The 13613-nt window shown below is 44.5% G+C and carries 12 protein-coding genes; 11 read left to right on the top strand and 1 reads right to left on the bottom strand.

What is annotated here, in order from left to right:
* Position 1 precedes the first annotated feature (1 nt).
* Genes HMPREF1139_RS07325 through HMPREF1139_RS07275 form a run of 11 tightly spaced genes read left to right on the top strand, consistent with a single transcriptional unit; the run spans position 2 to position 11487 of the window.
* Entirely contained in the window at positions 2-574 is a 573-nt protein-coding gene (locus tag HMPREF1139_RS07325; protein WP_009650770.1) for a response regulator transcription factor, read from the top strand.
* A gap of 53 nt (positions 575-627) precedes the next feature.
* A complete protein-coding gene (gene murJ, locus HMPREF1139_RS07320; protein WP_009650768.1) occupies positions 628-2028 on the top strand; it encodes a murein biosynthesis integral membrane protein MurJ in 1401 nt (466 codons plus the stop codon).
* Entirely contained in the window at positions 2015-3397 is a 1383-nt protein-coding gene (cysS, locus tag HMPREF1139_RS07315) for a cysteine--tRNA ligase (protein WP_009650765.1), read from the top strand. The genes murJ and cysS overlap by 14 nt, the downstream gene beginning before the upstream one ends.
* Positions 3398-3411: 14 nt before the next feature.
* Positions 3412-5142 carry an ABC transporter ATP-binding protein gene (locus HMPREF1139_RS07310; RefSeq protein ID WP_034966329.1) on the top strand — a complete coding sequence of 577 codons (1731 nt, stop codon included), beginning with the start codon at positions 3412-3414 and terminating at the stop codon, positions 5140-5142.
* Between the two features lie 51 nt (positions 5143-5193).
* A complete protein-coding gene (locus tag HMPREF1139_RS07305; RefSeq protein WP_009650763.1) occupies positions 5194-6267 on the top strand; it encodes a quinone-dependent dihydroorotate dehydrogenase in 1074 nt (357 codons plus the stop codon).
* A gap of 10 nt (positions 6268-6277) precedes the next feature.
* Positions 6278-7519: a M16 family metallopeptidase gene (locus tag HMPREF1139_RS07300; protein ID WP_009650766.1), complete on the top strand. Its 1242-nt coding sequence runs from the start codon at positions 6278-6280 to the stop codon at positions 7517-7519.
* Between the two features lie 2 nt (positions 7520-7521).
* Positions 7522-8415 carry a 4-hydroxy-tetrahydrodipicolinate synthase gene (dapA, locus tag HMPREF1139_RS07295; protein WP_009650769.1) on the top strand — a complete coding sequence of 298 codons (894 nt, stop codon included), beginning with the start codon at positions 7522-7524 and terminating at the stop codon, positions 8413-8415.
* Positions 8415-9197, top strand: a complete 783-nt coding sequence (locus HMPREF1139_RS07290) for an enoyl-ACP reductase (protein WP_009650771.1) — start codon at positions 8415-8417, stop codon at positions 9195-9197. The genes dapA and HMPREF1139_RS07290 overlap by 1 nt, the downstream gene beginning before the upstream one ends.
* The gene (pgsA, locus tag HMPREF1139_RS07285; protein ID WP_009650764.1) at positions 9194-9739 is read left to right on the top strand and encodes a CDP-diacylglycerol--glycerol-3-phosphate 3-phosphatidyltransferase; all 546 of its coding nucleotides are present in this window, start codon (positions 9194-9196) and stop codon (positions 9737-9739) included. The genes HMPREF1139_RS07290 and pgsA overlap by 4 nt, the downstream gene beginning before the upstream one ends.
* A gap of 3 nt (positions 9740-9742) precedes the next feature.
* Positions 9743-10855 carry an RIP metalloprotease RseP gene (rseP, locus tag HMPREF1139_RS07280; protein ID WP_009650767.1) on the top strand — a complete coding sequence of 371 codons (1113 nt, stop codon included), beginning with the start codon at positions 9743-9745 and terminating at the stop codon, positions 10853-10855.
* Complete coding sequence (locus tag HMPREF1139_RS07275; protein ID WP_009650772.1) at positions 10852-11487, top strand: YggS family pyridoxal phosphate-dependent enzyme; 636 nt, start codon at positions 10852-10854, stop codon at positions 11485-11487. Before rseP ends, HMPREF1139_RS07275 begins: the two co-directional genes overlap by 4 nt.
* A gap of 159 nt (positions 11488-11646) precedes the next feature.
* Here HMPREF1139_RS07275 and HMPREF1139_RS07270 read toward each other — a convergent pair.
* On the bottom strand, positions 11647-13613 hold a 1967-nt coding region (locus HMPREF1139_RS07270; protein ID WP_156795002.1), incomplete at its 5' end, for a methyl-accepting chemotaxis protein.

Genomic DNA, 13613 nt, shown 5'->3' with positions numbered 1-13613 from the left:
GGTGGTCGGTGTGGCGGACGGACTGGCAGGGGTGGAGCGGTTTAAGAGGACTGGCGCGGACGTGGTGCTAACGGACATCCACATGCCCGTGATGAACGGCTTTGAAATGATGAAAGAGATCGCGCGGCTAAAACCGCAGCAAAAATTTATCGTCTTTACATCCTACGACACGGACACAAATCTAATAAAAAGCCTCGAACAAGGCGCGACGCTGTTTCTAAAAAAGCCCATCGACATCAAAGACCTGCGCGCGATGCTAGTCACGCTCACGTATGAAAAGGACGAGCGGCTGGTGCGGCTAAGCGAGGCGGTGAGCGTAAATTTGACGAAAGAAAAAATCTATAAAAACGGCGAGGAGGTCTATCTGTCGTTTTTGCAAAATAAAATTTTCTGGCTATTTGCCTACAACCTAAACAAGCTCGTCACCTACGAGATGATCGAGGAATTCGTCTATGAGAATGATCGGGCGAGCAAGGGCGCGATACAAAATGTGATCTTACGCCTAAAACGCGAGCTTGGCGTGAAATTTAAAAATATCAGCGAGAGCGGGTATATCTTAGTAGGCGATGAATGAGGATTTAAAGCTTTTTTTGTTAAGATGTCGTGTTTTGAATTTAGGTAGGTTTTATGTTTATAAAAGGCTTTTTCTCAAACTCGGTCGGTATCATGGTCTCGCGTATTTTAGGGCTTTTGCGCGATCTTTTGACCGCCTCGATACTAGGAGCGGGGATATTTAGTGACATATTTTTCATCGCTTTTAAGATCCCAAATCTCTTTCGCAGGATATTTGGCGAAGGCGCTTTCACACAGGCCTTTTTGCCAAATTTTGCCAAGACGAATAAAAAAGCCGTATTCAGCGCCGAAATTTTCTTAAAATTCCTGCTTTTCATCGGCGTTTTGACCCTCGCGGTCAATCTTTTCACAAGCGAATTCGTAAAAATCATCGCAAGCGGTCTAAGTGACGAAAATATCGCGCAGGCAGCGCCTTTAGTGAGGATAAATTTTTACTATTTGGCGCTAGTTTATTGCGTCACGTTCATGGGCTCGCTTTTGCAGTATCGCGGGCATTTCGCGACTACGGCGTTTTCGACTGCGCTTTTAAATTTAGCTATGATCGCCGCTTTGCTCCTAGCTCGCGGCAAGGACGAAAGAACGGTCGCTTTTTATCTTAGCTTTGGCGTCGTGGTGGGCGGGATCTTGCAGGTGCTTGCTCACATCATAGCGATGAAATTTAACGGGATAGATAAAATTTTCTGGGGCGGCATCAAGGGCTTCATAAAGGGCAAACGCACGAGTGCGAAAGGCTTTTTTAGCAACTTCTATCACGGGCTTCTGGGCTCGTCAGCGATGCAGATCAGCGCCTTTATGGACACGTGGCTAGCAAGCTTTCTAGCTAGCGGTAGCATCAGCTATTTGTTTTACGCAAACCGCATTTTCCAGCTACCGCTTGCCATTTTTGCTATCGCGCTCTCTCAGGCGCTATTTCCAAAGATCACAAAGCTTTTAAAGCTGGGCGATGAGCAAAATGCGCTTTTTTGGACGAAAAAGAGCTTTTATCTGCTGCTTACGGCGCTGATGTTTGCGAGCATTTGCGGCATCGTGCTGTCTCATTTCATCATCTGGCTTTTGTTTGAGAGAGGGAATTTTACTAGGAGCGACACCATCCAGTGTGCAAAGGTGCTAAGCGCCTATCTCATCGGCCTTACGCCATTTGGTCTGGCTAAAATTTTCTCACTTTGGCTATATGCCAGGATGCAGCAAAAGCTGGCGGCTAAAATTTCAGTGATCTGTCTTATTGTAAATTTGATATTAGCGGTCATTTTGATGCGGCCCTTTGGTGCGGCGGGTCTTGCTTTAGCTAGCTCGCTGGGCGGCTTTTTACAGCTTGTTTTATATATCCGCGCGTTTGGCTGGAGGAAATTTTTAGGTATAATTGAGCCTAAAATTTTAGCGATGATATTTTTTGCATTGGCGCTTTTTAGCGCTTTGTTAGTATATTTAAAGGAAATTTTTAATGCAAATCTTTGATAGCGTCAAAAAACAAAAGGTGGCTTTCGAGCCTATAAAAAGCGGCAAGGCGAGTATCTATCTGTGCGGCCCGACCGTATATGACGACGCGCATTTAGGACATGCCAAATCAGCCGTGAGCTTTGATCTGCTAAGACGCGTCTTGATAGAGCTTGGCTACGAAGTGAAATTCGTGCGAAACTACACCGACATCGACGATAAAATTTTAAAAAAGATGAGTGAGACGGGCAAAAGCCTAGAGGAGATCACGCAGCGCTACATCGCAAGCTACGAGGCTGACATGAGCGCGCTAAACGTCATGCAACCGGACATCAAGCCAAAGGCTACGCAGTGCCTTGAGGCGATAATAAACTACATCCAAAAGCTCGTTGATAAAGGCGTGGCATACGAGCTAAAAGACGGGATCTACTTTGATACCGGCAAGGACGCGCAGTATTTTAGCCTAAGTGGCAAGGACAACAATACCGATCTCATCGCGCGCGTGCAAAGCAATGATGAAAAGCGCGACGAAAAAGACTTCGTGCTTTGGAAATTTGACGACAAATGGTACGAAAGCCCGTTTGGCAGAGGCAGACCCGGCTGGCACAGCGAGTGCGTAGCGATGATAAAACAATACCTCTCAAACGACGGCGAATACGAGATAGACATACACGCAGGCGGCATCGACCTACTCTTTCCTCACCACGAAAACGAAGCGGCTCAATGCAGATGCGCCGAGCATAAAAAGCTCGCTAAATACTGGATACACAACGGCTTCATAAAGGTAAATAACGAAAAAATGAGTAAAAGCCTTGGCAACAGCTTTTTTGTCAAAGACGCGCTTAAAAGCGTCCCGGGCGAGGCTTTGAGATTTTATCTGATCGCATCTCATTATAGAGCGCATTTTAACTACTCGCAAGAAGATCTCTTTGCGGCAAAGAAGCGTCTGGATAAAATTTATCGCCTCAAAAAGCGTGTACTTGGCGTTAGTGCCGGCACCTGTGAGCCAAATTTCAAAGCAAGCGTGCTTGAAGCCTTGAGCGACGATCTAAATACATCAAAGGCACTTGCCAGCGTAGATGAGTTTGTAAAAAGCGCAAACGACGGACTGGATCTGGACCCCAAAAATAAGGCTTTAAAGGCGCAGATAGCGGCAAATTTAGAATTCATCACACGCGTTTTTGGCGTGGGTGCGATGGATGGCTTCGAGTATTTTCAGTTTGGCGTCAGCGACGATGAAAAGGCTAAGATCAAGGCTCTTTTAGATGAGCGAGCGCAGGCTAAAAAAGAGAAAAATTTCAGCAAGGCCGATGAGATAAGGGAAAAACTCAATGCGATGGATATCGCCATAATGGACACCGCCCAAGGCACGATGTGGGAGAAAATTTAAAATTTGGGATACGAATGAATAAAAAAGAGCTGAAACTAAGAGATATTTTGAGGCGTTTCGCCCCGTATTTTCGGGACTACATACCCTATTTCGTGATCGCATTCGTGGGTATGTTGCTAGCTAGCGGAGGCACGGCGGCGACTGCATATATGGTAAAGCCCGTGCTAAATGAAATTTTCATCGAAAAAGAAAAAACATGGCTCTATCTACTGCCCCTTGGCATCGTGATAGTCTATGTCGCTAAGAATTTAGGCACATTTTTACAAGCCTACTATACCGCCTATATCGGACAGGACGTCATCCGTCGCTTTCGCGAAAAGATGCTTCAAAATTTACTCGGCCTTGATATGAAATTTTTCAACACCTACCGCACCGGCGAGCTGATAAGCCGCACGACAAACGATATCGACCGTATCCGCGCGATAGTATCTACCATGGTACCGGAATTCATCCGCGAGTCGCTTACTATCGTGGGGCTTCTTGGTGTTGTCATCTATCAAAGCCCCAAACTTGCATTTTTCGCTATCATCGTCCTGCCGGCCGCGCTTTATCCGATCTCGCGACTAGCCAAAAAGATGAAAAAGATCTCCACCGCATCGCAGGAAAAGACCTCGGACATCACCTCGGCGCTAAGCGAAATTTTCACAAATATCGAGATCATCAAGGCAAATAACGCCCAAAATTACGAGCATGAGCGCTTTACCGACGAAAACAATAAATTTTTCAAGCTGAATTTAAAAAGCACCAAGGTCGAACAGCTGGTCAGTCCGCTTATGGAGACGATAGGCTCTATCGGCGTCGCAGCAGTCATCATCATCGGCGGTAGCGACGTGATCGACGGATACATGGACGTAGGCGAGTTTTTCTCGTTTATCGCGGCACTTTTCATGATCTATACGCCGCTAAAACGCATAGTCAACATCTACAACAAAATGCAAGATGTGGCGGCTGCGAGCGAGAGGACGTTTGAGCTCATAGACGCCACGCCTGAAATAAAAGACGGCCAAAAGGAAATTTCAAACGACATAAGCTTGATAAAATTTGAAGACGTGAGGCTAAGCTACGACGAAAAAGAGGTGCTAAAAGGCGTAAATTTCGAGGCTAAAAAGTCCGAGCTCATCGCTCTTGTAGGCTCAAGCGGCGGAGGCAAGACTTCGCTTATGAATTTATTGATGAGATTTTACGATACAAGCGGTGGCAAAATTTTGATAAACGGTACTGATTTAAAAGATATAAAAATTCACTCTTTGCGCCAAAATATCGGGCTGGTGACGCAGCGCGTGTATATCTTTAACGACACGGTCGCTAAAAATGTCGCTTACGGCAGAGAATTTAGCGAAGAAGCGGTCATCAAAGCCCTAAAGCTAGCCAATGCTTATGACTTCGTAAGTGCGCTTGAAAACGGGATAAACGCGGTGCTGAATGAATTTGGCACGAACCTCTCCGGCGGTCAGCGTCAGCGCATAGCCATCGCGCGCGCACTTTACTCGAACCCGCAAATTTTGATATTTGACGAAGCCACCAGCGCACTTGATAACGAGAGCGAAAAAGAGATAACAAACGCGATAAACAATCTTCATCATGAAAAGATAATCTTCGTCATAGCTCACCGCCTAAGCACCGTCCAAAATGCCGACAAGATCGCAGTTTTAGACGGCGGAAAGATAGTAGGCTTTGGTAAAGACAGCGAGCTTGAAAACGAATGTGAAATTTATGCAAAGCTTAAAGGCAAAGCCTTGGTTTAAGGCGATTTTCGATAAAATTGACAAAAATTAAGACATTTAAAAGAAGGCAAAATGAGCGTTGATTACGATACTTTAAAGTCTATTTTCTTCAAATTCGATCCCGAAACAGCACACAAAATAGCCGAACTCGCAATGATCTGGTCTAATAAAATTTTCCCCGGCAGCCTAAGCCTTGTCGCTAGCAAATGCGTGATAAACGATGCGAGGCTTCAGCAAAATTTACTAGGCTCTATCTACAACAACCCCGTTGGCATCGGCGGTGGATTTGATAAAAACGCCACCATGCTGCCCGCTCTTTGCGCGCTTGGATTTGGATATTTGGAATTTGGCACATTCACGCCAAAGCCACAAGCCGGCAACGACAAACCGCGCCTTTTTAGACTCATCGACGAGCAAAGTATCCAAAATGCGATGGGCTTTAACAACGAAGGCTGCGAGGCTATCAAGCAAAGAGTGAAAAAAAGCTATCCTTTCGTCTTGCCACTTTGGGCGAATATCGGCAAAAACAAGATCACGCCAAACGAGAACGCGATCGATGATTATGAAATTTTGGTGCGAGAATTTAGCGATATCTGCGATAGCTTCGTCATAAACGTCTCCTCGCCAAACACTCCAAACCTGCGCGATCTGCAAGAAGAAAGCTTCATCAAAGAGCTATTCTCACGCATAAAGCCGCTCACGAAAAAGCCTATCATCTTTAAAATTTCACCCGATCTAGCTCACGAAAAAGCGGTAGATATCTGCAAATGCGCCGTAGAAAGCGGCTCTAGCGGTATCATCATCTCAAACACGAGCGTTGATTATTCGCTTTCAAATTCTACGAATTTAAAGGATTTTGGCGGGTTAAGCGGCAAGGTCATCGCTCAAAGATCAAAAGAGATATTTAAAGCCGTCGCGCATGAGCTTTTTGGCAAGACGATCTTGATAGCTTGTGGCGGCATAGATAGCGGCCAGGAGGCATATGAACGTATCAAAATGGGTGCGAATCTGGTGCAAATTTTCACCTCGTTCATCTACAAAGGACCAAAAATTTGCCACGATATAAATGCTGAAATTTTAAATCTCATGGGGCGCGACGGCTTTAGCAACATAAGCCAAGCCATCGGTGCTGATATCAAAAAGTAAAGGCAAAAAATTGATAAAATTTAATAAACTAAAGCTTAAAAACGGGCTGGAGATCTATCACATACCGGTCAATCTAGGCTCAAAGGTCATAAGCACCGATATCTTTTACAAAGTCGGCTCGCGCAACGAAACGATGGGTAAAAGCGGCATAGCGCATATGCTAGAGCATCTAAATTTCAAATCCACTAAAAATTTAAAGGCGGGCGAATTTGACCGCATCGTAAAAGGCTTTGGCGGCATGGATAATGCGAGCACGGGCTTTGATTACACTCACTATTTTATCAAGTCATCAAGTCAAAATTTAGAAAAATCGCTCGAGCTTTACGCAGAGATAATGCAAAATTTAAGCCTCAAAGATAAAGAATTTCAGCCTGAGCGCGAGGTCGTGCACGAGGAGCGCAGATGGAGGACGGACAACAACCCGATGGGATATTTGTATTTTCGCCTCTTCAACCACGCTTTCATCTATCATCCCTACCACTGGACGCCGATAGGTTTTATAAAAGATATCGAAAACTGGAGCATAGAGGATATCAGAGAATTTCACGCGACATACTATCAGCCAAAAAACGCGATCTTGATGATCAGCGGTGACATAGGCAAAAAAGAGGCCTTGCAGCTTGCAAAGGCGAAATTCGAGCATATAAAAAACACTCGCGATCTACCAAAGCTTCACTGCGTAGAGCCCGCACAAGACGGCGCTAAACGCGTGATAGTGCATAAAGATAGCCAAACGCAAATGATCGCCATAGCCTATAAGATCCCGCCGTTTGATCACAGCGATCAAATAGGACTAAACGCTCTTAGCGAGTATTTAAGCAGCGGCAAGAGCTCGGTATTGCAGCGGATTTTGATAGACGAGATGCAGCTTGTGAACCAAATTTACGCCTATAATATGCCAAGCATAGATGAAAATTTATTCATTTTCCTAGCCGTTTGTAACCCGGGCATCGAAGCGGAGAAGGTCGAAGCCGAAATTTTAAAGATAATCGACGATCTAAAACAAAAAAGTATCCATAAAGACGACGTCTTAAAGGTCAAAAACCTGATCAAGAGCGACTTTATCTACTCTTTTAGCAGCGCTACCAGAGTCGCGAATTTATACGGTAGCTACCTTGCCAGAGGAAGCATCGAGCCGCTTTATGAATTTGAAAAAAATATCGATAACATCAGCGCAAAGCTCATACAAAATACAGCCAAAAAATACTTCGAAGCTAAAAATTCCACCACGGTGATCTTAAGAAAGGAGTAAAGATGAAAAACATACTTCAAGGCGCGATGACAGCGCTCATTACGCCTTTTAAAAACGGCAAGCTGGACGAAGAAACGTTTGAAAAACTGATAAAAAGACAGATAAAAAACGGCATAGATGTGGTCGTGCCCGTAGGCACTACCGGCGAAAGTGCGACTTTGACGCATAATGAACATAAAATTTGTATAGAAATAGCCGTGAACGCCTGCAAAGACACAAAGGTAAAAGTGCTCGCGGGCGCCGGAAGCAACGCTACGCATGAAGCCATAGACTTTGCAAAATTCGCCCAAAGTCACGGAGCGGACGGAATTTTATCGGTTGCACCATACTACAATAAGCCTACCCAAGAAGGACTTTATCAGCACTACAAAGCGATCGCCGAAAGTATCGATATACCTGTGCTTTTATACAACGTCCCGGGTCGCGTGGGCGTGGATATCTTGCCAAGCACCGTTTTTAGGCTATTTAAAGAGTGTAAAAATATCTTTGGCATAAAAGAAGCCACCGGGAGCATCGACAGATGTGTCGATCTGCTCGCACACGAGCCAAATTTAGTAGTCATCAGTGGCGAAGACGCGATAAACTACCCTATCCTCTCAAACGGCGGCAAGGGCGTCATCTCAGTCACCGCAAATTTACTGCCTGATTACATCTGCGAGCTCACCCATCTAGCGCTTGATGAGGAATACACAAAAGCAAAAGCGATAAACGATAAGCTTTATAATATCAATAAAATTTTATTTTGCGAGAGCAATCCGATCCCGATAAAAGCGGCGATGTATATAGCCGGTCTGATCGGAAATTTAGAATATCGCTTACCGCTTTGCGAGCCTAGTAGCGAAAATTTCAAAAAGATAGAGCAAACTATGAAAAACTACGAAATAAAGGGATTTTGATGGACAAAAATGAATTTTTGGGAAAAACGCTAGTCATAAGTGGCGGCACACGCGGTATCGGACGAGCCATCGTGGAGGAATTTGCAAATGCCGGCGCAAACATCGCCTTCACCTACAACTCGAACGAAGAGCTGGCAAAAAACGAAGCTAAGGAGCTCGAGACTAAATTTAAGATAAAAGCCCGCACCTACGCGCTAAATATCCTTGAGCCGGAGACTTACAAGGAGCTTTTTTTAAAGATCGACGAGGACTTTGATCGCGTTGATTTTTTCATCTCGAATGCTATCATTTCAGGACGTGCGGTCGCCGGCGGATACACCAAATTTATGAAGCTAAAGCCTAGAGGCATCAACAATATCTTTACCGCGACCGTGAATGCCTTTGTCGTGGGCGCTCAGGAGGCCGCCAAACGTATGGAAAAAACGGGCGGCGGAAGCATCATCAGCCTTAGCTCTACGGGGAATTTAGTCTATATAGAAAACTACGCCGGACACGGTACTGCCAAGGCTGCGGTCGAAGCGATGGCAAGATACGCCGCGACCGAGCTTGGCGAGAAAAATATCCGCGTGAATGTCGTTAGTGGCGGGCCGATCGAGACCGACGCACTGCGAGCCTTTACAAACTACGAGGAGGTGCGCGATAAAACCGCCGAGCTAAGCCCGCTAAATCGCATGGGGCAGCCGACCGACCTTGCAGGCGCATGTCTTTTCCTTTGCTCGTCAAAAGCGAGCTGGGTGACCGGACATACATTTATAATAGACGGTGGAACGACATTTAAATGAGCCTAAATTTACCCAACGCCCTAGCCTTTTTTAGAATTTTACTAGCGCCTTTGATGTTTTATCTGCTGATAAACGCTCCGAGTCAATTTCCGAGCGTGCATATCAGCTGGATAAACTATTTTGCGGGGCTGGTCTTCGTCGTCGCAAGCGTTACAGACTTTTTTGACGGCTATATCGCTAGGACTTGGGATCAAAAAACAAAGCTTGGAGCGATCCTGGATCCGCTCGCTGACAAGATGCTTATCTTGGCGGCATTTTTGGGGCTTATGATGATGGGACGAGCCAACGCTTGGGCGGTTTATCTCATTTTGATCAGAGAGTTTTTCATCACTGGCTTTCGCGTAGTGATCGCCAGCGAAGGCCTAAATGTCGCCGCTTCGATGGTCGGCAAGGTAAAAACGGTCTTTCAAATGATAGCTATCGGCTGGCTAGTAATGCAGTGGTGGGGAGCTGAAATTTTGCTTTGGATAGCGACGTTTTTGACGCTATATTCAGGCCTTGAATACATCCGCGCCTACATCAAAAAGCAGGCAAAAGGCTAAATTTTGAAAGCTCTCATTTTTACGCTGGCTTTACTTGGGCTTGGGCTTTGGGCTTATTCGTTTTATTTTTTGATAACCGTCTTTGCGATCAGCTTTTTGGTATTTTTCCATGAGCTGGGGCACTTTCTGGCCGCTCGCTCGCTAGGCGTGGCTGTAAATACCTTTAGTATCGGCTTTGGAGATAAAATTTACACAAAAAAAGTCGGAGCGACCGAGTATGCCATCAGCGCCATACCGCTTGGCGGATACGTGCAGCTAAAAGGTCAGGACGATACCGATCCAAAAGCCAAAAACTACGACGCAGATAGCTACAACACGCTAAAGCCGCTCGGCAGGATATACATACTGCTGGCAGGTCCATTTTTTAACTTTATTTTGGCATTTTTGCTTTACATGGTGCTTGGCTTTATCGGAGTAGAGAAGCTAGCTCCCATAATCGGGCATATAGCTGAAAATTCCGCCGCAAAAGAGGCGGGGCTTGCCATAAACGATAAAATTTTAAAAATAAATGACGTCGTGATACACGAATGGGACGACATCAGCAAGCAAGTAAAACTGCAAAAAACAAACATCAAAGTCGAGCGAAACGGTAAGATCATCGACGTAAGCCTCACTCCAAAGATCGGCGAAACCAGAAATCTTTTCAAAGAAAGCGTCTCCAAACCGCTCATCGGTATCTCTCCAAACGGCGAAACGGTGCGCGTTTATCACACCGGTCTTAGCTCGCTTAGCTACGCATTAAACGAAACGATCGACGCCTCAAAGCTTATCTTCATCAGCTTTGAAAAGCTCATAAACGGCTCGGTGCCGCTAAAAGAGGTCGGCGGTATCGTTCAGATCGCCGATGTGACGTCAAAAGCCGCGCAGATCAGCCTCTCGGTGCTTCTTGTGATCGTGGCGCTCATATCGGTAAATTTAGGCGTCTTAAACCTCTTTCCGATACCAGCACTTGACGGCGGGCACATACTCTTTAACCTCTACGAGCTCATCTTTCGCCGTGAGGTAAATGAGAAAATTTACCTCGCTTTGACATATTGCGGCTGGGCTTTGCTATTTACCCTGATGCTACTGGCCACATACAATGACATAATAAGACTAAGCGGAGGCGCACAGTGATAAATTTACAAAATTTAATGGACGAGATAAGATCCTTGAACGAAAACGTGACACTAGTAGCGGTAAGCAAAAATGTCTCAAGTGCCGAGGTCAAAGCGCTTTATGCGCAGGGTCAGAGGATATTTGGCGAAAATAGAGTCCAAGAACTGGCTAAAAAATGCGGCGAACTTGGCGAATTTACGGATATAAAATGGCATATGATAGGTAGGCTTCAAAACAACAAAATCAACCAGCTCCTCTCGCTACGCCCTGCCCTGTGGCAAAGCTGCGATAGCTTCGAGCGAGCGAGCGAAGTAAATAAACGCCTAGATTTCACGCTCGATACGCTTTTACAGATAAACTCTGCAAACGAAGATAGCAAACAAGGCGTAAGCTACGAAAATGCAAGCGAAATTTATATGCGTATCAAAGAGCAATGCAAAAATATAAATTTAAAAGGCGTGATGAGTATCGGCGCACATAGCGACGACGAGCGCGAAGTGCAAAAAAGCTTCGAGCTAAGCTATAAAATCTTTGAAAATTTAAGAGCGCACGGAGCCCAGATCTGCTCTATGGGCATGAGCTCGGACTTTAGACTGGCCATAAAATGCGGCTCAAATATGATAAGGCTTGGTAGCTTGCTTTATATTTGAGCTTCTTTATATACGCATCTCATATATTTTAAAAGGAAATTTTGCTTAGTTGCACTACTCCAAACGCTGTTCACATTTTTCCTGTAAGCAGAGTGCAAAAGCGAGTAGCCATTGGCCATGCTTGCAAGGGCAAGGTTGGAGCTAATTCGCCCCCTCCTCCTAAAATTTCTTCTTCCTCACATCAGTGACTATGAGTTTAGCCATATCATCTACCTCAGATGTCACTTCGTTTGTCTTGCCTATGATTTGTATGTTCTTATGAGTTAGGTTATCTATTTGAGATACAGATTGATTTATCATATTTATGCCTTCTGCTTGCTCTCTTATAGATTCACTCATCTCGTTTATACTTTGAGCTAAGACATTTGCATTGGCTTCTATCTCTCCTAAGCTCTTTTGAGTCCTCTCAGCTAGTTTTCTAACTTCATCGGCAACTACTGCAAAGCCTCTACCATGTTCTCCCGCTCTGGCTGCTTCTATGGCAGCATTTAGTGCTAGAAGGTTTGTTTGATCTGCTATGTCTCTAATTATCACTATGATGTTTTTGATCTCTTCAGATTGTCTTGTGACATCTTGAGCTTTTTGGCTTATGGCGTTCATTGAGCTAGACATCTGCTCTACTGCAGCTGCACTTTCTTGGAGTGAATTCGCTTGTATGTTCGCTCCATCTGTCAGCTCTTTCATAGACTGGGCCAATACGTTTGCCTTTTCTTCAAGAGATTGGGCTTCTTCTAAATTTCCTTTTAGCATCTCGCATACTACTTCACCCATAGACTTGACGCCCATTATCATATCTTTGATATCGCTTTCTATACCCTCTTTGAGCTCTACTTTAGCAGTGAAGTCATTTTTGGTATATGAGCTTAGGACGCTTACTATGCTCTTTAGGTTTTCAGATATGGAGGCAAAGAATGTGTTTAGTAGGTTTTTTAGCTCCATCAATGCAGGGTTGTTTGGATCAGATGAAATTTTAGCTCCTAAATTTCCTCTTATCATCATATTTGCTACATTGTTTAGCTCATCTATCATGGTGCTGTCTTTTTTGATGCCAGCTATCACTTTATCTATATTTTGATTGATGCTGTCGCTCATTTGGGCAAATTCATCATTAGTATTTATCTCTAGTTTCTCAGGAGCTTTTGCTTCATGAGTGATGAAGGCGAATACTTCGTTTAGCTTTTCTTGTATGGTCTTTATAGGGCTTAGTGATTTTTTGAGTAAGAAATAGACAAATACCGAAAGGGCGATGATGAAGATAACGGCAAGGGCGAGTTGAGCTTTTAGGAGGGGGAGAGTATTGCTAGAAAAGGTATCCGTTCCCATTGCCGCTACGACCAACCAGCCCTCATCATTTATCGGCAAAGTTTTAGCCATTACGTTCTTACCTTCAGGATTTACGTAAGAAATCAAGCCATTTTCATCAAAATCACCATCTTTAAGTTTTGTTGAAACCGTTTTACTAAAGTCAACAACTTTGCCTATTATTTCAGGGTTACTATGTATCAAAACCACACCATTTTTATGCATGATATAAACATAGCTATATTTAGTTTTACCCATATCAAGAATTTTCTTACTAAGATCCTCTATCTTTAGATCGATAGCCGATACTCCCGCGAATTTACCGTCTTTATAAACCGGTGCGGCAAAGCTCATGACTAGCTTTTTATTGACCGCCTCTATGTAAGGCTCACTGTATATGGCGCCGCCCTTTTCTTTAGCAGCGATATACCAAGAGCGCTTTCTAGGATCGAAGTTATCGACATCAGGCTTTAAACTTGTGCCGTCTGATTGGAAAAAATAGCCGTCACTATCTCTACCAAAATAAAGATCTCCTACCAAATAACTGGTTTGTCCCTTTTGAAATTTGATCTCGGCCAAAAGGCTTTGCTCGTCGTTAGGAGTATTCTCTATCTTTTTTGCAAACCTCTTTGATGCATCGGTATACTCCTCAAAAAAGGTATCCGTGACCGCCTTAACATCTTTTAAAATTTGATCTTGATTTTGGACAACAAGATCAACGACTTTACTCTCAGCCGTGTAGTAACTAGCAGCCGATATGGCTGCAAACGCGATAAACAACGCAATCAATAGCATGAGTGCTATTTTATTGGTTATGGATCTCA

It is taken from the genome of Campylobacter sp. FOBRC14 (genome assembly GCF_000287855.1).
In the GTDB taxonomy this organism is placed as follows: Bacteria; Campylobacterota; Campylobacteria; order Campylobacterales; family Campylobacteraceae; genus Campylobacter_A; species Campylobacter_A curvus.
This window is presented reverse-complemented; position numbering and strand designations above follow the sequence as displayed.